Origin of the sequence: Rhizobium sp. CF080, from assembly GCF_000282095.2 — a bacterium.
Classification (GTDB): domain Bacteria; phylum Pseudomonadota; class Alphaproteobacteria; order Rhizobiales; family Rhizobiaceae; genus Neorhizobium.
Genome location: NZ_AKKC02000005.1, coordinates 1 through 21790, shown reverse-complemented (window position 1 = coordinate 21790; position 21790 = coordinate 1). Strand labels below are relative to the sequence as shown.

Below are 21790 nucleotides of genomic sequence, written 5' to 3'. Positions count from 1 at the left end.
ACAAGCCTGCTCAGTCGCAGGCTTGTCAGCTGCGCGTCCCAGTGCGCCTCCGAACTCCCGATTTGATTTTTGAAGTGCCTTCGACCTGTACGACAGCGGATCATCACTTTCAAAACCAGCCGGATGACAGATCGTGCCGCCCCTAGAATCTTGTCAGGTGTCAACCTATCTCATCATCGATTTGAGGTCAGGGAGGTTAAAATGCCGGGCCTTGCTGTCGATCCCACCGAAAATTACAAAATCGAAATTCTCGGTCTTCGACGAAGCTCCAGCTGCGGGACTATCGTCTGCGATTGCTGTCGAGAGCGCAAGTACGCAGCGGAGTTCGATGAAGATTCGTTCGGAATCTGTATCGATTGCTTGGCGTGCGACGCGTTGCTTGTGGAACTGAAGGCCGGCGAAGGGGGTACCCATTGATGCGCGGTGGATGATAGCCGCTCCATGCGAACCGACTTGCAGATGAGGGTGGGCCCCGATTTTCTGCACCCGGCTTGCACCGTGTCGAATCCATTCCTCTTCAGATCTTTGGCCGGCCACGCGGCACACCGACAATCGCCATCCGGTCAAACGCCGGGGAAGTCCAAGTCCGCGTGCGCCGCCTCGATCTGGTCATGTGCAACGGGTGCAAACCCCATTGGTTCTAGTACGCTTCACCGACCTGTCCGCCGATTGTTCGCATTTTATTAAGTTTGTTAGCAAAGACTGTTATGCGGACGCGAACCTCCGCTTCGACGGCACGTTCTCCGATCGCTGGATACGCAGGAGACGAGCGATGGCCTTGCAAATGCCTACTGTCCTTGTCGTCGAAGACGAGCCACTGATCCGGATGCTTCTCTGCGAAGCTCTCGAAGAGGAAGGCTATCGCGTTCTCGAAGCGACATGTGGTTTGGAAGCCGTTGCAGTCTTGGGCCACCATGAGATCGGCGCGCTCGTCACCGATATCGACATGCCCGGTGGTCTTTCCGGCCTCGATCTGGCCTGGTTGGTGGACAGCACTTGCAAGTCCATCCCCATTGTTGTGGCCTCGGGCGGCCACAACGCGTCGCGCGCCGCACTGCCTGCCAGCGCCCGCTTCTTCCCAAAACCATATAGGCTCCACGACATCTTATCCGCCCTTAGCGAGATGGTTCTGCATCCTGGCCTTTCCGCTGTTGAGATTGCTGTCCCACCAGGACAGGGAAAACGCAACAATAGGTGGGGCTAGCGTGGCGTATTGTCGACCGCTTTCACCATAGGCGGAAACCGTGATCGATGCTCCCAACTCACGCGTCGGGCCTTCCCGAACGGAAGGTTGAACTGAATCAAACCGTTGACTACGCGGCCAGCTCTTAGCCAAGGAGACTCATCTCGTTCGCTCTTGCCCAATAGGCCCTGGGGCCGCGTGTGGATGATCGGCGAATACTTAGCAAAGCCGCTTTTTGGCGACGCTCTTCGTCTGGTAAGGTGCTTGAAGGCTAGCGGTCGGACGTCAGCGTCTCCGCTTTGGCCCGTTAGCGGTCGTTGTTGTGAACCGGTATGCAGGCGATTCATTCCAGGTTCCGTCGCAACGCCGTCAATAGGGAGCTCAGATCCGCGTTCGATCTGCGTGCTAGCATGAGGTTGTCAGCGACTTCGATGATGGCAGTAAGGGCTTCAACCTCATCCCCGCGTTCGAGCAGCCTCACGAGTTCCCGGAATTGAACTTCAATCGCCATTCTCGCAGAGTACGCGCCGGATCGCTACGGTTTGGGGCGCTCGGGTTGGGAATTCGATCATTCATAGGCACTTAGGGCAGAAATCCGAATAGTGGGGCGCTCGTTCTGCGCGAGAGCCCTCCTAACACTTACGCCGTGTTCGACACTTCGGAGGCGGTTTATGCGCGGCGCATTGCGGCGGAACAAATCGGCCCGCCCACGCTTTGGCAAGCTTCAAACTAGAGTGACTGCCACGTTCGCGAGGTAGTTCATTTGAGAGGGACGATGCGGAAGTATTCAGGACTTACGAGCAGGTTGGAGAAAGAAAACCTGTCCGAAATAACTCTGGGTTTCGGGGAAATCGAGGAAGCGATCGGCAGACCTCTTCCCAAAAGCGCCACTCGCGAAGTTTTCTGGGCGAACCCTCATAATCGCGCTCAGTTTCATGGCATGAGACGAGCCGTTATGGATGCAGGCTTTCAAAGCATCCTCTTGGCAGATGAAGGGAAAGTCCGCTTCGTGAAGACCTGATATTGTAAGGCTGTCGCGAGCACCTCTGTTTCGGATGAAGAACACCTCGCAGAATGTTTGCCCGACGACACGTCGCCGACGGAGACGGTTGAAGAAGGGATGTGTGTCATGCACTTGAAATATGAGAGTATCTGCAGCGTACCGCCGGGCCGGTAGGGGCCCTGCCTCCCAGACAGCAAGCTCATAAACATTGCGGATTGGTACATTGAAGGGGAGGGCGTCGCGAGAGCGTGTTCGAGGGGATCGAACAATCTATCGAGGGGGACGGGGGATTTGCCCTCGCGACATGCTGAGAATACGCGGCGGGCCGATTGGTTCCGGTTGAGGAGACTTTGGCTGCAGCACTGTTTTGAATTTGCGCCGTTCGGAACGGAGCCAAATCCCCAGCAAATGCTTCATCCATAATTGATCTGACATCGTCCCACGAGGCGGGCACACCTTGCCACGTATCGCGCCCGTTGAGCGTGCGCGCGGCCTGATATGTAATTATCGTTGCATCCAGTGACCGCAATCGTATGCAGATTCGATAGTTTTTTTCCGCGATGTTTCGTTCAAATATCAGACGGTCCATATTCCACTGCGATTCTTTATCGAAAGAAGCATGACGAGGGTGTTGCAATTTGATCCATGTCAACCGTACGTTTAGTCTGCGCGATGTGGTTGGAAGCTGGCGCCCCACTGACCTGAATAATCCCAATGGACGAGGGAGGCTGCACAAACCGGCGGCGTTATCAACGGCCTACTTTGAGGTAAAGAACGTAAGGAGCACTTTTCCCTTTTCACCCAAAAGGCACACGAAGCGGTCGGGCGTGGTGGTCTTGCCGTTGCGGGCTATGTAGGCATCGCCGAGGATCACTGTTTTTACCGGCACATCTCCGACCTTGGTTTCGGAAGCGCTGATCGCGATTGTGTCGGCATCGAACACGAGATCAGTTATGTCCTTCGACCGCTCTTGCAGAGCAACAAGGCCGGTGGATTTGCAGGCGGTGGCTTCCGGTCCTTCGGGGCTCTGGGCGACGACTGGATAGGCTAGGACAATAATTGCTAAGCCGGTTGGCAATATGGTTTTGACGGTCATGATCGGCATCCTTGAGTGGGCCTGTGCACGGGCGGGAACTCCGGGCGCGCAAGATAGTTCCGAACACCAGCGACCCTCGCGATTCGGCCGAGCGCGGACCCGACCGATGAAGCGGTTATGGCATGGTCAACCTTGCGTTCATCTCGAATGACCGCCTGCGCTCTATAACTTTTGTCAAAGACGGGAGGCGAATTGGCGGCTATATCCTTGAGGTCAGTAACCGCAAACGGAAGGCCGTATGTTTTGCTACATTTCGATGCTTTCAGCCTGGGCACTCGCTGTTGTCGGGTGATCGGGGAAACGAGGTCGGCTTTGGGCGCAGTTGTGCTCGTCCTTCTTACGGAGAAGACATGCCCAGGTATTATTTCCACGTCCGCAAAGACGGTATCCTCGAGAAAGATCCGGATGGAACCGAACTGGCCACTCCTGGTATCGCTTATGAGGAAGCCATCAAAGCCGCTCGCGAGATTATTTCCGAGAAAGTGTTGAAGGGGGATATCATTGGTGACCACCAGTTCGAGATAACGACCGACGATGGGACCGTCGCTAAGGTCGTGCCATTTCGATCTTCGTTGAACTTGGGTTAGAGCGCGGCTCCAGCGAGGGACCCCGATATAGCCCACGCCACCCCACTGATGCCGACTTCGTGCCGCGCGCCTGTTTTGGAATCCTCCCCAAAGTGAGCATGCTTCCTCCATCGTCTGCACCGAAGTGGTCGGCGCTGATGGCCGCGGGGTGACACGTGTTCCGATTGCAAAAAAGATAGGAGGAGCACGGGGCGTCTCCCGATTTTCCAGCAATTTCTCGTTTCCAGATCTTCGGCCAATGCCGATGAACTGGGCACAGCATCTTGTTGATACCGAAGAGGCGCAAAGACAATTGGTGGAACAAACCATTGCGCGCGCCGTCGATGAGCCTTTCTCTCTTACAAAAGAACCGATCGCCAAGGCTTTATTGACCTCATGCTCCAGATCCCAAGATCCGACATGGCGATCGCAGGAGAACGGACGGCGATGGCGGCCGAGTTCAGATAGGGCCTTGTCGTGATCGCTTCTCCCTGGGTTTTTTCAAGGGTGGGCTTGGACCATGGCCGCCTCAAAAAAGCAGACACACTTGCCCGTATCCCAACGACGAGACACCGGAGCGCATCTACATCTGGATGGCCGATTTGGCACTCGAAAGATCTGGCACTTCCGCTGTGGTGCTGGGGTTGTCGTGACCGTGTCGCGAGCTGCCTCATGTGCGCCCTCCTCCACGCTGCGGGCAGGGCAGACGATTGCGCTCCACTTCGCAAAACGCGGTGAATTCGTGCCAACCGTGTGGTGGCAAAGTGAATGGGCCACAGCGAAAGAAAGGCCCATAAATGCCCGACTTGAACGAAGTTCTGAATACGTATTTCCCAGCCCTTGCTAGCTCAACGGAGCTGTTTCCGCCCATCCGAGTCATGATCCATGGCAGAAGTTCAGCGGCGCAACTGATCCTCAGTCGCGCCTGGATGTCTGTCGCACTATCGCGCGCAGGGCACCCTTTTTCCAGCTTACACCGACGACCGTGGCATTTTCCAATAGCCTCAGTTCCTCCGGTCCGCTCCATTCGGCCAGCCGCTTCGCTGGGCTGGCCTCCCGTGTTGTCGGAACGTCCCGCCCTCGGGCGGTGAGGCTTTGGAGCCCCGTTCTTTCGGTCGAACGTCCAACCCGCTGACGCGGGTTTTTGATGTTGGACGCTCGGCGCTGGCCAAGGGTTCATGCGCGGCTTTGAAGAAAAGAGCTTCGCAGGTTCAACCCTAGAAAAGCGAGGCGTTCCTATGAAACAGGACATTTACGAAAAGATCACCGATCATATTGTTGCCGAACTGGAACAAGGGGTCAGGCCGTGGATGCAGCCATGGAACGCCGAACATGCGGCAGGCCGGATCACGAGGCCCTTGCGGGCGAACGGTGTTGCCTATCGCGGCGTCAACACGATCGTGCTGTGGTCGGAGGCGGTCATCAAAGGGTATGCCGCCCCGATGTGGATGACCTACAAGCAGTGCGCGGAGCTTGGCGGGCATGTCAGGAAGGGCGAACAGGGCAGCCTTGTCGTCTACGCCAGCACACTTCACCGCACTGAGGCCGACGAGGCGAGCGGGGAAGAGGTCGAGCGCGATATTCCCTTCATGAAGGGATATACCGTCTTCAACATCGAGCAGATGGAGGGATTGCCGGAGCACTACAGCCGACCGGCGCAGACGATCCTTGATCCGGTGCAGCGCATTGCCGGTGCGGAAGCCTTCTTTGCCGCCACCGGCATCGAGGTTGGTCATGGCGGCAATCGGGCGTTCTATTCCGAAAGCGTTGACCGGGTGCAGATGCCACTCTTCGATGCGTTCAAGGACGCCGAAAGCTATTATGCCACGCTGGCCCACGAAGAAATCCACGCGACGAAGCACAAGAGCCGCCTTGCCCGCGATCTTGGCCGCAAACGCTGGGGCGACGAGGGCTATGCCGTCGAGGAACTGGTGGCCGAGCTTGGCAGCGCCTTCCTTTGCGCCGACCTCAACATCACGCCCGAAGTTCGGGAGGACCATGCGGCCTACATCGGCAACTGGCTGACCGTGCTTAAGGGGGACAAGCGGGCAATCTTCACTGCCGCCGCCCATGCGCAGCGTGCCGCCGATTTCCTGCACGGGTTGAGCGGTAAGGCTGGAGAGGTTGACACAGAAAACCGGTAAGTGACTTCAGGCGAGCGGATATGATGAAACCCGAAGCCTGATTTGTCGCTCAGCGCGTAGTCGGTTGGAAATGCCACTGACCGAGCCGCCACCATTTCAAAGCGGGGAAAGCTGCGGGTGCTTCCCTCCTCATCCTGGGCGCCTGGCGGCGGCCGCCAAGGAAGTTAATCCCTGATGCGGTCTGCTCCGCAGCCCATGACTATGGCCCAGTGAGCGGAGAAATGCCCACGGCCGTGTCTCTCAAGCCGATGCGGTGCTCCCGTCTCGGGCGTCTCCGCTTGCGATCAGCGCATTCCGTGCGCCACCAAACGCATCCCGCAGCGCCTTGTGGCCATCGAGCCCCTCTAAAGCGTAATTATTGAGAAACTGACGTCCGGCGAAGAGCTTGCGGTCGACAGGGCTCAGTTCGGCTTCCTCGCAGACTGCTCGCCACTGTTCGGCGATCGCCGTGATCTGCTGTTCAATCAGCGCGGCGGCTTCCGCCTCTTTCAGGTGGTAATCCGGCGCGGCCGCAAGGCAGGTTGCCAGCGTGCTGGCGCGTCCGTCGCCCTTGATCAGCATGGCCTGTGTGGCTTCGGTGCCCGTGCGGTTTTGCGGACAGATGTCATAGGCGGGCGTCAGCGTCATCATCTTACCGTCCCAGAACGCCGCATGGTTGCGGGCATGGTCGTCGGTGTTGCCGCACAGCACGTTGAAGCAAATCCGTCCGTAGAGCTCCTTAAGTGTATCCTTGGGGGCAGTAAAGCGATGGCGGATCAGCTCTGCCAAATCCTCATAAGAAGCATAACGGGCCATCATCTCATCAAGGCCAAGCATGGTCAGCGCCGAGACCATCGCCTGCCGCGTCCAGCCGTCCTTTGTGTACCTGCGGTCAAAGCGCTCGATCATCAGTACATCCTTGTGCGCGGCACGGGTTATCGACACGGATGCAGCGTTGAGTCCGCAGGCGCTCGCCAGCTTCATCGCGATGAATTCAGCTTTCACGATGCTGTAGGTGTCGTTGCTTGCCGAGAATTTAGCGATGAACTTCTTTGTGCCCTCATCGATAAGCGCCTTGGGGCGGGCGCCGCCGACCGAGGTGCCGTGATTTAGAGCCTGATCGAGCGCCGGGGTAAGAGGGACGCCCTTTTCGATAAGTTCAGCCGCTTCCGTGAGCTCGTCCAGCGATGCTTGCGCGGCAAGGCGGGGGACATACCGTGTTGCCGATGCCTGAAAATCAAGGGCGCCAATCCGGTCGGAGCCTGACTGGAGCAGGTAGGTAAGCTCGCTGATCTCCGGCACGCCGGTAGCGTCGGGCTTCTTGCCCGTCAGCCTGTTGATGACCACACGGCGACCCCAGGCATCGGGCGAGCCATCGCGAATGCAGCTCGCCATCGGCAAGCCGTTGACAGGCGCGATCACCCCTGCCTGAAGGGGAAGTTCGGGCTCATAGATAGGAATGGCGTTCTTTCGGCTGCGGTAGCTGGCGCCGTAAGCAAAGAGCAGGCGCTCGCCATCCTGCACCAGGCGGCCCGCCACAACCGGTTCCGTTGCCCCGGGTAGCCAAATCCAGACAAAAGCTTGTGTGGCGTCCGCCTTAGAAGTCATCATCAACCACCTTCACCGTGTGCCGGACGCTCCTGGGCAGCAGGGTCAGTTTTTCGTCGAGGCGGGAATTGTGAATTTGCAAGATGCGTTCGTCATATTCGAACAGACGCACGCCAACGAGCGAGGCGACCTCGAAGACGATGCCGATCTCGGGGCCTGGCGCGCCCTTTTCGATGGTGGATAGTGTTGTGCGGCTGATGCCGGCGCGGTCGGCCAGTTCCTGTGCCGTCAGGCCGCGCTCGGCTCGGCCGATGCGGATCAGCTTGCCGAGCATTGTGAGCGCTTGGCGCGTTACCCTTGAATAGCTTCTCTTGCGAGGCACGTGTGCTACCTGGTCTGTTCATCCAGCTGGACGTAAGCTGCTCTTATGTCCATAATTTTGGACACCGTGCCATGGTGCGAGGACCAAAGTCAAGTTATGTTCATTGGTTTGGTCTTAAAGGGCATTCGTGTCCATAATTTTGAACAATCCGAGGGCTTTCGCCGGGTCTCTCAGTCAGGCCGGAGCGCGACGGCAGGTGGCTGTTATGGCACTGGTTAACGCCGTCTTAAGGCTTTCCGTCGCATGGCTCCGGCACTTGAGCCTCACCACGGGCGCGCCCGGTTTTGGCAGGGATGCCGACGATCCTTTCGTAAGGTCATTGAAACGTGCCGGGACCGGAATGGGCTAGCTTACTGATTCAACTATCGATTCCGCTGAGAACCATTTAGCACCCTCTAAAAAACATCGTCTTGCCCGGCTTGACTCTTATCTTAAGCCGGAACAGAAGAAGAACGTCAACCGTTTTGGAGGACATGAGGTCCTGTGTAACGCGAACCCGAGGAGGTCCGTGAACGATGTCGCGCGTCCATCATCCTCGAGTAATCGAGGAACTCAGAGATCGCATCGCGCACCTTGAAGGCGGCGCCTCGAAGAAGGCTGTCGTGCTGCCGTTCGGGGTAGGCGAGATCGACGAGCGGCTGCCCGGAGGAGGCCTGGCCTACGGCGCGCTTCATGAAGTCGCAGGCGGTGGAGTGGGCACAGTTGACGGGGCCGCCGCCGCGTTGTTTACGGCCGGGATCGCGGCGCGGTCGAGGGGCAAAATCCTCTGGTGCGTCACGCGGCCTGACCTTTTCTTCCCGGCAATCTCGCAGGCGGGCCTCCATCCGGACCGCGTCATCTTTTGCGAAGCCGACAAGGAAGAAGACGTCCTTGCTTCTATGGAGGAGGGACTGTCCTTCGGCGGCCTGGGTGCGGTCGTCGGCGAGCTTGTCCGTCTGCCCATGACCGTTTCCCGCCGTCTCCAGCTTGCCGCGGAGAAGACCGGGACCATGGCGCTCGTCGTCAGGCGGTGGCGGCGGCAGACCGAGGCGTCGGACTACGGGAACCCCACAGCCTCGATGACACGCTGGCGGATCAGTGTCTTACCATCCGAGCCCTTGCCGGTGGCTGGTGTGGGCAGGGCCAGGTGGCTGGCCGAGTTGATGAGAGTGAAAGCAGGCGAGTGTGCTGAGTTCGAAATAGGAGCCTGTGATGCCAAGGGTCGTGTCTGTCTACTTCCCGTATCTGCCGACGGATCGAATGCGTCGTCATGGAGAGGGAGCCGTGCCAGCTGACCAGCCCCTCGTTGTGATCTCCAGGAGCGGCTCCAAGCGCTGGATTTCCGCCGCCGATACTGCCGCGGGCAAAGTCGGCCTTCGCGTGGGAATGCCCGCAAGCAAGGCTCAGGCCATCGTCGCAAACCTGAACATGATCGACGCCGATCCTGTTGCCGACGCCGCAGCGCTCGAGCGCTTGGCCCTATGGGCGCTTCGACGATACAGCCCGGTCGTCGCGGTGGACTGTGCCGATGGCATCGTCATGGACACGGAAGGCGCAGATCACCTTCAGGGAGGCGAAGAGCTGTTGATCTCCGGCATTGTCAACGGGCTCAGGGGAAAGGGGTTGACAGCCCGTGCCGCCGTTGCCGACACCTGGGGCGCGGCGCACGCTCTGGCACGACTGACGCCGGCCGAAACGATCGTCGTTCCCGTCGGCGGCGTCACGAAGGCGGTCATCGGGTTGCCGATTCACTGTCTTCGCCTCCCGCCAGACACGATTCAGGGTCTGCGTGTTCTCGGCGTTGAGACAGTCGGCGAACTGTCCGCCATGCCCCGTGCACCGCTCGCCCTTCGGTTCGGTCCCGAGGTGGGGCGTAGGCTCGATCAGTTGTTTGGTCGGATTGCCGAGCCAATACAGCCGTTGCGAACACCAGAGCTTGTCGAGGTGTCCCGAAATTTCCAGGAGCCTATCGGTGCGCCGGAGACCATCGCGAAATACGTGCGACAACTGGTAGGCCAGCTGACGGCCAAACTCGAGGAGCGCGGTCTCGGCGTCCGGCGTTCGGACCTCGTCATCCATCGCGTGGACAACACGAGGCAATCTGTTCGCGCTGGTCTCCAGAAGCCCGTCCGCGATCCTACACGGCTATCCAAGCTCCTGTGCGACCGCATCGAGACGATCGACCCAGGTTTCGGGATCGAAAAGATCGTCCTTGTAGCCGTCATGGCCGAGCCACTAGAAGAAATGCAGATCGCGTCTTCCCTGGTCGAAGAGGAGGTCGTCGATGTCACGCCGCTGATCGACATCCTTGGCAACCGAGGTCAACGCCTCTACCGCATGACCCCCGCCGCATCGGACGTGCCAGAGCGCTCGGTCAAACGCATCCGGCCGACGGCCGATGAAACGGGGGCCGACTGGGCCGTGAAGTGGCCTCGGCCGTCACGGCTGTTGGCGCATCCTGAGAAGATCGAGGTTACAGCACTGCTCCCCGACCAGCCGCCAGCTGTCTTTACCTGGCGCGGCAAGCGCCGCCGCGTCACAAGGGCCGACGGACCTGAGCGCATCTTCGGCGAGTGGTGGACCCGGCCAAAGGAGATGCAGGCCGTCCGCGACTATTTCGTCGTCGAGGACGAGCAGGGCGAGCGGTACTGGGTTTATCGTGCCGGCGACGGCGTGGATTTAGAGACCGGCTCCCATCACTGGTTCATTCACGGGGTCTTCGGATGAGGTATGCGGAGCTCCAGGTCACTACGCATTTCAGCTTTCTCCGGGGAGCCAGCTCGGCCGAGGAGCTGTTCGCGAAGGCCGCCGCCCTTGGCATCGATGCCATCGGCGTCGTGGATAGGAATTCCCTGGCCGGGATCGTGCGAGCTTGGGAAGCCGCGAAGACCACGGGCGTGCGCCTCGTCGTCGGCTGCCGTCTCGATCTCTCGGATGGCATGTCGGTCTTAGTTTACCCCATGGACCGTCCGGCCTATTCACGGCTCACCCGTTTGCTGTCGCTCGGCAAGAGCAGGGGCGGAAAGGGGAAGTGCATCCTCGATCTCGGCGACGTCGAAGCCTACAGTGAGGGACTGATCGCGATCCTCGTTCCGGACCAAGCCGACGACGTCTATGCCGCACAACTCCGGAGGGTCTCTTCGATCTTCGGAGATCGGGCATACGTATCGCTTTGCCTGCGCCGTCGGCCCAACGACAGGCTGCGCCTGCATAACCTGTCGAACATGGCGACGCGTCATAAGGTGAAGACGGTCGTTACCAACGACGTCCTGTTTCATGATCCGAGCCGACGGCAGCTGCAGGATATCGTCACCTGCGTCCGTAACAGGACGACCATCGATACCGTGGGCTTCGACCGGGAGCGCCACGCCGACAGGTTCCTAAAGGCCCCCGAGGAGATACACCGTCTATTCTGGGATTATCCCGAAGCGCTGGCGACGACGCGCGAGATCGTGGATCGCTGTCGCTTCGACATGAGCGAGCTTCAGTATCAGTATCCCGAAGAAGCAATAGTACCAGGCCTCGATGCCCAGCAGTCACTGGCCAAGTTCGCCTGGGAGGGTGCCGCCGACCGATATCCCGAGGGGATCCCCGACAAGGTCCGAAAGGCGATCCTGCACGAACTCGAGCTGATCCGGGTGATGAAGTACGCGCCGTATTTTCTGACTGTCTACAGCATAGTTCGGTTCGCGCGAACCAAGGATATTCTCTGCCAAGGACGTGGGTCGGCCGCCAACTCGGCCGTATGCTACTGCCTCGGGATCACCAGCATCAACCCCGAGACATCCGACCTGCTGTTCGAACGCTTCGTATCGATGGAACGCAACGAGCCGCCGGACATCGACGTCGACTTCGAACACAACAGGCGCGAGGAGGTCATCCAGTGGATATACGAGACGTACGGCCGTAGCCGCTCGGCACTCTGTTCCACCGTCACTCGCTACCGCGCCAAAGGTGCGCTGCGTGATGTGGGGAAAGCGCTGGGCCTGCCCGAAGACCTCATCACCCAGTTGTCGTCGGGGGTCTGGGGCTGGTCCGAAGGCGTCGGAGAAATGCAGGTCAAAGAGAACAATATGAATGTTGCGGACTATCGCCTGAAGCTCGCGCTCGACCTGGCGTCCCAGCTCATGGGCGCGCCCCGGCATCTCGGCCAGCACCCAGGCGGGTTCGTCCTGACCCAGGACAGGTTGGACGACTTGGTCCCTATCGAGCCGGCCAGCATGAAAGACCGCCAGGTTGTCGAGTGGGATAAGGACGACATCGAAGCCTTGAGATTCATGAAGGTCGACGTGTTGGCGCTCGGGATGCTGTCTTGCATGGCGCGCTCTTTCGAACTGCTTGCCGAACACAAGGACGTCCCGATGAGCCTCGCGGACATTCCGCAAGAGGATCAGCGGACCTACGCCATGATCAGGAAGGCCGACACGCTCGGGACATTCCAGATCGAGAGCCGCGCCCAGATGGCCATGCTGCCGCGGCTCAAGCCGAGGACATTTTACGACCTCGTCGTCCAGGTGGCGATCGTGCGCCCAGGCCCAATCCAAGGCGACATGGTGCATCCGTATCTCCGCCGGCGCGAGGGCAAGGAGAAAGTGGAATTCCCAACGCCTGAACTCGAAGCCGTCCTCGGAAAGACCCTCGGTGTGCCGCTTTTTCAGGAAAGCGCCATGAAGGTGGCGATGACCTGCGCGGGTTTTACGGCAGGCGAGGCCGACCAACTTCGCAGGGCGATGGCCACCTTCAAGTTTACGGGCGGGGTCAGCAGGTTCAAGGACAAGCTCGTCGATGGCATGGTGAAGAACGGGTACACGCGCGAGTTCGCCGAGCGGACGTTCACCCAGCTGGAAGGGTTCGGGTCATACGGCTTCCCCGAAAGCCATGCGGCCTCGTTCGCACTGGTCGCATATGCGTCATCCTGGGTGAAGTGTCACCACCCCGACATCTTCTGCGCAGCCTTGCTCAACAGCCAGCCGATGGGTTTCTACTCGGTCGCCCAGATCGTCCAAGACGCCAGAAACCATGGTGTTGACGTCCGCCCTGTTTGCGTGAACCAGTCGCGTTGGGACTGCACCATGGAGAGAATCGGGGATACAGGGCTGTTTGCCGTCCGCCTGGGGATGCGCGTCGTGAAGGGACTCGCACTGAATGACGCGGCCCGTATCGTCCTCGCCCGCGGGAACCAGCCCTTCGAAAGCGCCGATGATATATGGCGGCGGTCCGGCGTGCCGACTGCCTCGTTGGCGAAGCTGGCAGAGGCGGACGCCTTCTTGCCTTCGCTGAAGCTTGAGCGTCGGCAGGCTCTCTGGGACATCAAGGCGCTCCGGGACGAGCCGCTTGGCCTCTGGGCGGCTGCGGCTGAACGGGAAGCCATGGTCATCGCCGAGATGCAGGAACCCGACGTCGAATTGAAGTCAATGACGAAAGGCAGGGAGGTGGTCGAGGACTACAGCCACACGGGGTTGACCTTGAGAGCGCACCCGGTGTCGTTCCTTCGGAAGGACCTCAACGCGAAACGAATCGTCACTTGTGCAGAGGCTATGAGCGAGCGCGACGGCAGGTGGTTATGGACGGCGGGACTGGTCCTGGTTCGACAGCGACCGGGAAGCGCCAAGGGCGTCATGTTTTTGACCCTGGAGGATGAGACGGGGATCGTCAATGCCGTCGTATGGCCGAGCCTGTTCGAGCGCCAGCGACGGGTGCTGATGACGGCAAGCATGATGGGCATCCACGGTCGAATCCAGCGTGAAGGCGAGGTCATTCATCTCGTCGCGCAGCGTCTGTTCGACTTCTCGGCCGATCTATCGAGTCTCAGCGAACGCGACGGCGAGTTTCCGCTTCCGCATGGCAGAGGCGATCAGGTCAAACATGGCGGCGGACCCGATCCTCGGGACAGCCCGAAGCCCGCCATGCAGGCAAGGGACATCTATGTTCCCGACCTCCACATTGATACTTTGAAGGTGAAATCGCGTAACTTCCACTAGGCGGCGCACATATGACCCAGACGACGGATTTCATCTCGGAACTGTTCGAGGCGGCGAACACGCTTCGCACCATTGCGCCAGCGGAGCGCCGTCGACTGATCGAACGAGGCATCGCGACTGTCCGCGCCCAGCAGGAGTTGCTCCAGCTGAACAGCAACACGGTTGCGATGGATCCAGGTTTCCTGAAAGACATGCCCACACTGGCGGAAATGGCAGGACGCGATGATGCCGTGGACGTCGTCATAGGCGCAGGGATGCTGATGCTGGCGGGCGAGATAAGGCGTCTGCGCATCCTCCATCACGGCGACGAAGGCTAGGGGAAGGCAAGATGTCCCGGCTGTTTGCGATCACGCGAAACATGGACGAGATCGTTGCGCATTTCGACGTTGACGTTCCGGTATCAGTCGAGGTCCCAAGCGAAACTATCGAAGGCACCCAGGGACTAATCGTCTTCGAGAAAGACGGGATTCGTTTGCTCAAGTCGATCCCGTGGGGCTTCCCGCGGCGGACCCTCAAGATGCGTAAGGACGGCGAGCCACCAGGCCGCATCGGTCTCGTCGCCGACCTTACCAACCCTTTGTGGGAACGGATCGTCGTGGATCCCCGCTACCGATGCCTTATTCCCCTGACGCACTTTGCGAACCCTGACGGCCCCAAGGGCGAGAAGACGAGGACGTGGTTCTCGATGAACCGCCAGCCCTTGATGGCCTGGGCCGGGTTCTGCAAGAACACCCCTGACTTCGGGCCCGTGTTTGCCGGAATGACGATGACCGCGAACGAGAAGATCAGGCCGTTCAACGACCGCATGCCCGTCCTCCTGAAACCCGATGAATACGAACGTTGGCTTTTCGGTTCGATCCAGGACGTCATCGCGATCCAGTTTCGCGCTCCTCCAGCTGCGGATGAGTTCGAAATCCTTCACACCAGGGACCGCTGGCAAAGCGGGACACCGCCAGGGAAAGCCTTGCCGCGCCGCGCCAACGACGCCATGTTCTAGTGACCGATCCGGGAGACAAAGCATGTGTAACCTGTACACAGTCCGCAAGTCCACCGCCGAAGTCGCCGCTCACTTCCGCGTGCCAAACCCGATGGCGTCCAACGCTCCTGAGGAGGTTTACCCAGGAACCCCAGGCATGGTCGTCACGGAGAACGACGGCGTCCGGGAGCTGCGGTCGATGGTGTGGGGCTTCCCGTTGCGCCTCAGGGGGATGAAGCCCGAAGCGAAGCCGAAGCCGGTCAACAACATCGCCGACTTGGCCAAGGGCATGTGGGTTGGGCTGGCCCGCAAGCCGCAGTGGCGTTGCTTGATTCCGGTGACGGCGTTTGCCGAAGCCGAGGGTGAGAAGGGCAGGATGACCCGGACGTGGTTCAGCTTTAGAGATGAGCCGATCTTTGCCTGGGCGGGCCTCTGGCGCGTCAGCGACGAATGGGGCCCCGTCTACAGCGGCGTCATGACTGATGCTAACGAAGCTATCGCGCCCGTACACAATCGGATGCCTGTCCTCCTCCACCGCGACGAATACGACCATTGGCTTCACGGCAGTTTCGACGATGCGCTTACTTTCCAACAGCGGACATTTCCACCCGAATTGGTGGTGATGGAGAGGACAAGCGAGCTCTGGTCGAAAAAGAAGACGGCGGGCGAGACACCTCTACTGCTCTGACGGGCTATTCGCTGATCCAGCGAACCAGTCCGCATAGGGCGTGTTCCTGGCGAGGTGCCTGTTGTAATCGGATGCGCCGTCATCCCACCAGACCGTGCCGCGCTCTCCCAGAGCCACCTTGGCGGTGTCGACCCGAAGCCTGGCCTCGATCGCCGCGTCCACTATCGCCACCGGCATTCCGCTCGGTGGGCCGACATCAGCTCCCTTACCAGGTGTTCTCGGTCTGCGTCATCCAGAGCCGGGTTGCGCTTGCGCCACAATCGGCCACGGACGACAAAATAACGGCCGTCGGGGGTGTCTGTGTATCGGCGTTTTGCCTGCCATCCGTCCTCCTGCATATCGAAGGAACATTCGGCGATCGGATAGGTTTCACAATCGAGGTCCGCGGCGTGCCAATCGGACACGACGAGATGGTGCGACGCTTCTGATTTACTCGCGGACATTGAAACGCCGCGCCCTCGTCCCTCCCGAGGGACATTTCTATGATGGCCCCCCGAAAACAGGCAGCCAGGAACGGTAGGTCGAACTCGACCAGACAGTGGAATACGCAGTCCAGCTTTTGCTCGAGGAAGCCCATTTGCTGGGATGGCAGAGGGTCGAATTCCTGACGGCGGTCGTGGATGCCGCTCCGCTATTGAAGAAGAACGCGTGCTCGAAGCTGACAGTCAGGGACTTCCGCCTGCTACGTCTTCGTGACCGGCGGCCTGAATACCGCTTCGTGGATTCAACGCTTCGGTATCCATATTCGATGCCAGAGAAAGCATGAGACAATCCGCGACGACCACGAGAGCGGCGGCAGCGGCGGCCTCGCCCCACTCAGTAATCATCAACGGTTAGGCTGCTGCAGACCGGGAAGGGCGTTTTGATCAGACTGACGTGCGGGACGGCTAGATTCTGATGCTTGGCGGTCTGATGACACCATAGAAGCGGTCGGGGCGGATGATATGTACACGCCGAAAACGAGCGCGACAGCCGCCACCAAGAAGGCGCCTGCAATTGCCACGATCGAGCGTTTTCCGTTCTGTTCGATCAAACCGAATGCGAGAACGATACCCAATATAGCAGCCCCGCCGGAGACGAGAAAAAGCCAAATGTAGTTTGCCATTAGCGAGCTCCTTTTCGAAGCTAACCGCGCTGGCGTTCCAAGGTTCCTTTTGCCCTTCCCCGACATTGCCGACTTAGAGTGCGCCGGCCTTCATGGCCAGACATACCGGCACTGCAGCCATGACGATGGCTGTCAGCCAGGCGACTGCGAATTCGATCAAATATGCCCGCCGCGCTTTGGCGGGATCCCAGTCACTGTACATAGAACGCCCTCAGATCGTTGGGGCGAATAAACACCGGCCTCCCCAGGAGTCGAGTGCATTTCAGCAACAACTGATAGAACTTGATATGAACACCCCCGAGCAGGCTCTGCAGCTGCGCCTAATCGCCTCGGCTACCCCCGCCCTCACTTGGGCTCTGACAGAGTCTTCGGTTCCGGGAGCATAGTCCGCCGTCATGACGTCCAATCGAAGGATCCGATAGCGCCTGATCGTCAACGTCTTCTGCTTTATCTGGATTTCCGTCTCCGTATCCAGGACGATATGCAGATCCCGGATCATAGCATCCGGCGCTAGGATTGCGCCCGCACGTCCTCCGACCTTTTCGCCTCCGCACCTATCGCAGCTACCATCACCTGCAGGTCGATGACCTTATCCGCCGGCACCCTGGCCGCGGGTGTTCCGATCGTTCACTCAATTTCGTGGGGGTCGTCACGGCGCGTTTCAAGAGAAGCTGGCGTTCAAATTCGCTCAGCTTCTCGACCTAATTTGCGGCCCGCCCCAGCTCTGCAACGAAGTCGTTCGTCGAACTCAATGCAGCGTATCCTTGTCGGGCGTCATGGCCATCGAGTTCATGAAGTTAGCAAAGCGCTTCGATCCACGACAGATCGCACTGCAATGCGGACGCCACTTTGAAGGGCGTCCAGCGAATGTGGCGCAGGCACTCGTTGAAGCGATCAGGACTCATGGAGCCAGCATTAAAACCCTCATGACGAGAGTCAAGTTTGGGGCGCAAATCCTCGGGCAAATCAATTCGCCCCACCCTCTCGTCTAGATCTGCGCCACAGCCGCAAAATGCCTAGATCAGATGGCGCCGACCCTCCCGAGCAAGATTGTGGCCGCGATGACGAACTTGATCCCGCACCTCCGGTCCAACGCCTTATCAAGAGAACCTATGGGCTCGAGACTCCATCGCGATGCTTAGTTGCTCCCGCAATTTGTCCGCGAATGCATGCGGGGATCTACGATTTCCTTTCGCGCGCCCATTCAGGAAAGCCCGCCGCCATCGCCGGCGGGCCCTTCGTATTCTGTCCTCGATGACGAGCAAAGGCTGCAACACCGGACCGGCGCCGACCAAGCCGGCGCAAACACCGGCTGCTCCGACGGCCGCTGCAGCTAAGGCCAAGGGGTAAGCATATTCGATCTTCGCTGCCAGCGCGTGAGGCGTCCGGGACACCCGACCACGCCTTCCTGGCCGAGCCTGGTTCGGCAAGGGACTTGAACAGGAGGACGCAGCGGTGGGTTGGGCCCAGTTAACGGCGCCAGTGGGCAACGGGCCGGCGTCGGCTTCGTTTTGCTTTAGTTCAACTGCGCTGCCTTTACGGCCGCAACAAAAGTCTCCCGGGCTTTGTCGAGCGACTCACGCCCGTCAAGGGCTCCGATGATCGCACCCACGGCACCTGCTGCGATATCGCTGCGCAGCAGTTGTCTGCGCAAGAACTGCGCCGCCTGAAAGGGATCGAAGATTAGATCATCACCCGCGACCACCGGTTCGTACCAGTTCTTGCACGTCAAAAGCCCCGCTAGTTTACGACCTGCGTCGCTTCACCGACGGCTTTCTCGAAAGCCTGCCTCGCCTGTTCAGCCGGGACGTGATCAGCGAGCGCTGCTCCACACGATGTTCTTGCCTGGATGAAGTGCCGGCCTCTCATGATGGGCCAACCATCGAAAGTGCGAGCGCCTCGAACGGACCGTGGACTTCCACATGCCCCATACGCGGATGGGCGCAAGCAACCGACTTCTTCCACTCGCTAGGTGTGCGGGACCAAGACCAACAACATCGCATCGCAGATCGCAAAAGGCCCGGTGACGCCGAATGACCATCGCGGACCTGCTCACCTTCCGAATGCCTCTGGATTCAGGATCATCGCTATCCGTCTGAAGTCCGGACCGGCGGACGCGGTCTAGCTTCAGCCCTGTCAAACCCACTTCGGCGCGGCGATCGACGTGCAATAATGTCTTTCTCGAATATCCAGATCTTGCCATCCTGGGCCTCTCCCCGTGTCAACATGGCTTCGGCCATGTCACGGTAAAGGTCCGCATAGCGCACAAGGCGTTTGAGGGATGCCTCCGGCGGATCGGCGGTGGCGATCATCGCCTCACGCGTGACGGCGACGATCCAGACAGACGTGCCATCCGTCACTCCCAGATGCCCGTTTTCTCCGAACAGGAAAGGCGCGGGTTCGCACAGTTCGATCTCGACGATATTGTCCATCTTATCCTGCCTTCCTGCTCCTGAGTTCATCCGCGACGCTCTTGCGAAGGGCGTCCATGATATTGACCACGTTCGACGCTGGCACGGTCGCTTCCCTCCCCTTGGCCGACTTCTTTGTCGGTTTGAGAGCTTTCCTCTTTTCGGCGATGAGCTTAAGGAGGCTCTCCTGAATGGGGTCGCTGACCATGTCTGTCGACCAGCGTGCAGTCTTCTGTTTGATCAGCTTCTGCACCAGAGGCACGAGATCAGGATCGGCGTCGCCGTCGATGTCCTCGAAATAGTTCTCCTCCGGGCGCACTTCGTCCCCGAAGCGCAGCGACCAAAGGACGATTCCCTGGTCGCGGGGCTGGAGAACGACAGCCCGCTCGCGACGGCCGATGACAAGCTTCGACACGCCGACGACCTTGTCGGCCTTCATTGCATCACGGATGACAGCGAACGCTTCGTTGCCGACAGCGTCGTCCGGCATGAGGTAGTGGGGCTTCTCGAGGTAGACCCACTCGATGCTATCGGCCGGCACGAACGTCTCGATGTCGATCGTCTTCACAGTATCCAACTGGACGGCGTCGAGGTCGTCCTCGGTCAGGAGCACATAGTCATTTTCTCCACGGGCATAGCCTTTCGCCTCGTTCTCATCTTTGACCGGCTTGCCCGTGACGGAATCGACATACTGAGAGACGACACGATTGCCAGTCTCTTTGTTTAGGGTATGGAAGCGGACCTTCTCGGACTCGGACGTTGCCGGCGTCATCGCCACGGGGCAGGTGACAAGCGAAAGCTTCAGGTAGCCTTTCCAGTATGGGCGGAGCGACATTGTCTTTCCTCCTTACCCTGTCTTGCGCTGCGGGGCAGCCCTTGAAGCGGCGGACTTTGGGGCCGCCCCGCGCGCGGCGCGCTGCCGTCCAGTAGAATTAGCGTTAGCAGCAGCGCGTTTCGGTTTCTCTTCGCCCACGTTCATCATGCCCGCGCTTTCGCGCAGAGCAGCCAACAGGTCATTCGGCTTGGAGAACTCGACCTTTTTGGGCTTCGGAAGCGCCTTTCCCTCTATCTTCGCCTTCACCAGATCGGCAAGGGCGGCTTCGTAGCGGTCGTCGAAGATGGCAGGATCGAAATCGCCCTTCTTGGTGCCGATGATGTGCTTGGCGAGTTCGAGCATCTCGCCCTCGATCTTGATCTTCGGCATCTCCTCAAATGCCTTTTTCGACGAGCGAACCTCGTAGTCATAGTTCAACGTGGTGGCAATCAGGCCCTTTCCGTGAGGGCGGATCAAAACAGTGCGCATTCGCCGGAACAGCACCGTTCTGGCTATCGCCGCAACATTCGATTTCCGCATGCCATCTCGCAACGCCACGAACGCGTCCGAGCCCATCTTGTCTGGCGTCAGATAGTAGGGCTTGTCGAAGTAGACATCGTCCACGTCGGAGCAGGGGATGAACGCCTCGATCTCGAGGGTCTTGTTGCTCTCGGGGATCGTCGCCGCGACCTCTTCGGGATCGATGATTATGTACTGGCCGTTTTCAATCTCGAAACCCTTTGTCTGGGCCTCTTTGGGTACCGGGTCCTCGGTCTCGCTATCCACAAACACGCGGCTCACGCGGTTCCCCGTCGCCTTGTTGATCGTGTTGAAGGTGATCCGGTCAGAGGTGGAGGCGGCAGTGTAAAGCGCGACCCCGCACGACACTTCCCCGAATTTAACGAAGCCTTTCCACTGTGCTCGCTGCCCTGCCATGACGCTGTACTCCGACTCGACTGATTTGCGACTCAATCGTTACGGAACCGATTCGTTCCGAATCGAAACGAATCAGATTTCAATGGCTTGGAGTTGCCAGCTGAATCCCTTCGCGAGGTGCCTAAGGTGGCGAATCGCAGGTGTAACACCTCGTTCCGACCCCTAAAGACGATACACCACCTGCCAAGCCGTTCAGAAATATCGGGGCTACCGGATCACGTCTACGCGGGTCGACGACTATGCCGTGGCAATGCCTCCAGGCAACTCGGTAATGGACGTTGCGATGCAACACCGCGGTCCACGGCCGTCGAAAGCATTGCCTAGTGGATCTTGAGGCTTGGAGCTGATCGATCAGTTGCAGCCCCCAGCAGACGGACTTCAGCGCCGGGGAACGATCCCTCGCCGGGAAAGGAACTTTAGAGGTGCCATTCTGTTTGCATCCACCAACAGAGGAGTACCACAATGGCAGACGACGAAACCCGCGAAATCTTCGTGACAGGACTGAAGAACGCCCACGCTATGGAAAATCAAGCGCTCTCCATCATGAAGCCGCAGGTAAAGCGGATCGAAAACTATCCCGATATCGCTGCGAAGCTCGAACAGCACATTCGTGAGACCGAGGGTCAGATCTCGCGCTTGGAGGAAATCCTATCTAGCCTCGCTGAAGGTCATTCTTCCCTGAAAGACATGGCGCTTTCGGCCGTCGGGGCGATGGCTGCTCTCGGACACTCGGTTGCTGGTGACGAAATCCTTAAAAACAGTTTCGCCAACTTCGCCTTCGAGAACTTCGAGATCGCCGCTTACAATTCCCTCATTACCGTCGCCGAACTTGGTGGCTTTGCCGGATTGGTGCCGGGCCTACAGGCGAATCTCGACGAGGAGATAGCGATGGCAAAGTGGCTAGAAGCCAATCTTCGTCGGACTACCATTAAGTTCGCCAATCTCAAGGAAGCCGGGCAGACCGCAAAGATCTGAGTTCGTTACTCCTACTTGTCGGCT

General features: G+C 59.3%; 20 protein-coding genes. 11 read left to right on the top strand and 9 right to left on the bottom strand.

What is annotated here, in order from left to right; translation table 11 throughout:
- The first annotated feature begins 772 nt into the window (after window positions 1-772).
- Window positions 773-1204, top strand: a complete 432-nt coding sequence (locus PMI07_RS15685; protein ID WP_007757239.1) for a response regulator — start codon at window positions 773-775, stop codon at window positions 1202-1204.
- A gap of 784 nt (window positions 1205-1988) precedes the next feature.
- Window positions 1989-2204, top strand: a complete 216-nt coding sequence (locus tag PMI07_RS15680; RefSeq protein ID WP_245277170.1) for a hypothetical protein — start codon at window positions 1989-1991, stop codon at window positions 2202-2204.
- Window positions 2205-2943: 739 nt separating this feature from the next.
- On the opposite strand, the gene PMI07_RS15675 is transcribed toward PMI07_RS15680, so the two are convergent.
- Window positions 2944-3282 carry a hypothetical protein gene (locus tag PMI07_RS15675; protein WP_007757241.1) on the bottom strand — a complete coding sequence of 113 codons (339 nt, stop codon included), beginning with the start codon at window positions 3280-3282 and terminating at the stop codon, window positions 2944-2946.
- 350 nt (window positions 3283-3632) lie between these two features.
- On the opposite strand from PMI07_RS15675, the gene PMI07_RS15670 reads away from it, so the two are divergent.
- Together PMI07_RS15670 and PMI07_RS15665 are read left to right on the top strand one after the other, a co-directional pair.
- Complete coding sequence (locus PMI07_RS15670) at window positions 3633-3869, top strand: hypothetical protein (RefSeq protein WP_007757243.1); 237 nt, start codon at window positions 3633-3635, stop codon at window positions 3867-3869.
- A 1217-nt stretch (window positions 3870-5086) separates the two neighbouring features.
- Window positions 5087-5992: a zincin-like metallopeptidase domain-containing protein gene (locus PMI07_RS15665; RefSeq protein WP_007757245.1), complete on the top strand. Its 906-nt coding sequence runs from the start codon at window positions 5087-5089 to the stop codon at window positions 5990-5992.
- 240 nt (window positions 5993-6232) lie between these two features.
- Here the strand turns inward: PMI07_RS15665 and PMI07_RS15660 are convergent, their stop codons facing one another.
- Both PMI07_RS15660 and PMI07_RS15655 read right to left on the bottom strand, forming a co-directional pair.
- Window positions 6233-7579: a HipA domain-containing protein gene (locus tag PMI07_RS15660; protein WP_007757247.1), complete on the bottom strand. Its 1347-nt coding sequence runs from the start codon at window positions 7577-7579 to the stop codon at window positions 6233-6235.
- Window positions 7569-7853, bottom strand: a complete 285-nt coding sequence (locus tag PMI07_RS15655) for a helix-turn-helix domain-containing protein (protein ID WP_007757249.1) — start codon at window positions 7851-7853, stop codon at window positions 7569-7571. Before PMI07_RS15655 ends, PMI07_RS15660 begins: the two co-directional genes overlap by 11 nt.
- Before the next feature lie 563 nt (window positions 7854-8416).
- On the opposite strand from PMI07_RS15655, the gene PMI07_RS15650 reads away from it, so the two are divergent.
- From PMI07_RS15650 to PMI07_RS15625, 6 genes are read left to right on the top strand one after another with little or no spacing between them, the layout of a single operon-like run.
- A complete protein-coding gene (locus PMI07_RS15650; RefSeq protein WP_007757251.1) occupies window positions 8417-9175 on the top strand; it encodes an ImuA family protein in 759 nt (252 codons plus the stop codon).
- Window positions 9093-10607 carry a DNA polymerase Y family protein gene (locus PMI07_RS15645; RefSeq protein ID WP_197032522.1) on the top strand — a complete coding sequence of 505 codons (1515 nt, stop codon included), beginning with the start codon at window positions 9093-9095 and terminating at the stop codon, window positions 10605-10607. Before PMI07_RS15650 ends, PMI07_RS15645 begins: the two co-directional genes overlap by 83 nt.
- The gene (locus PMI07_RS15640; RefSeq protein ID WP_007757255.1) at window positions 10604-13861 is read left to right on the top strand and encodes an error-prone DNA polymerase; all 3258 of its coding nucleotides are present in this window, start codon (window positions 10604-10606) and stop codon (window positions 13859-13861) included. Before PMI07_RS15645 ends, PMI07_RS15640 begins: the two co-directional genes overlap by 4 nt.
- A gap of 11 nt (window positions 13862-13872) precedes the next feature.
- Window positions 13873-14178: a hypothetical protein gene (locus PMI07_RS15635; protein ID WP_007757257.1), complete on the top strand. Its 306-nt coding sequence runs from the start codon at window positions 13873-13875 to the stop codon at window positions 14176-14178.
- Between the two features lie 11 nt (window positions 14179-14189).
- Window positions 14190-14858: an SOS response-associated peptidase family protein gene (locus PMI07_RS15630; protein WP_007757261.1), complete on the top strand. Its 669-nt coding sequence runs from the start codon at window positions 14190-14192 to the stop codon at window positions 14856-14858.
- Window positions 14859-14880: 22 nt separating this feature from the next.
- Window positions 14881-15525, top strand: coding sequence for an SOS response-associated peptidase family protein (locus PMI07_RS15625; protein WP_007757264.1), 645 nt, complete (start codon window positions 14881-14883; stop codon window positions 15523-15525).
- On the opposite strand, the gene PMI07_RS36060 is transcribed toward PMI07_RS15625, so the two are convergent.
- The 6 genes from PMI07_RS36060 to PMI07_RS15575 all read right to left on the bottom strand — a co-directional run bounded on the left by PMI07_RS36060 (window position 15514) and on the right by PMI07_RS15575 (window position 20791).
- Window positions 15514-15696 (bottom strand): hypothetical protein, encoded by a 183-nt coding sequence (locus tag PMI07_RS36060; protein WP_348626243.1) that lies wholly within the window; start codon window positions 15694-15696, stop codon window positions 15514-15516. The genes PMI07_RS15625 and PMI07_RS36060 overlap by 12 nt on opposite strands.
- Window positions 15697-16351: 655 nt before the next feature.
- Entirely contained in the window at window positions 16352-16630 is a 279-nt protein-coding gene (locus tag PMI07_RS15605) for a hypothetical protein (protein WP_007757273.1), read from the bottom strand.
- Between the two features lie 1516 nt (window positions 16631-18146).
- Window positions 18147-18362, bottom strand: a complete 216-nt coding sequence (locus PMI07_RS15590; RefSeq protein WP_037087124.1) for a DUF982 domain-containing protein — start codon at window positions 18360-18362, stop codon at window positions 18147-18149.
- A 355-nt stretch (window positions 18363-18717) separates the two neighbouring features.
- Window positions 18718-19062 carry a hypothetical protein gene (locus PMI07_RS15585; RefSeq protein WP_007757276.1) on the bottom strand — a complete coding sequence of 115 codons (345 nt, stop codon included), beginning with the start codon at window positions 19060-19062 and terminating at the stop codon, window positions 18718-18720.
- 1 nt (window position 19063) lies between these two features.
- Entirely contained in the window at window positions 19064-19876 is an 813-nt protein-coding gene (locus tag PMI07_RS15580; RefSeq protein ID WP_007757278.1) for a Ku protein, read from the bottom strand.
- A 12-nt stretch (window positions 19877-19888) separates the two neighbouring features.
- Window positions 19889-20791, bottom strand: coding sequence for a Ku protein (locus PMI07_RS15575; protein WP_007757280.1), 903 nt, complete (start codon window positions 20789-20791; stop codon window positions 19889-19891).
- A 462-nt stretch (window positions 20792-21253) separates the two neighbouring features.
- Here PMI07_RS15575 and PMI07_RS15570 point away from each other — a divergent pair, with 462 nt between their 5' ends.
- Window positions 21254-21766 (top strand): ferritin-like domain-containing protein, encoded by a 513-nt coding sequence (locus PMI07_RS15570; protein ID WP_007757282.1) that lies wholly within the window; start codon window positions 21254-21256, stop codon window positions 21764-21766.
- The last annotated feature ends 24 nt before the right edge of the window (window positions 21767-21790 follow it).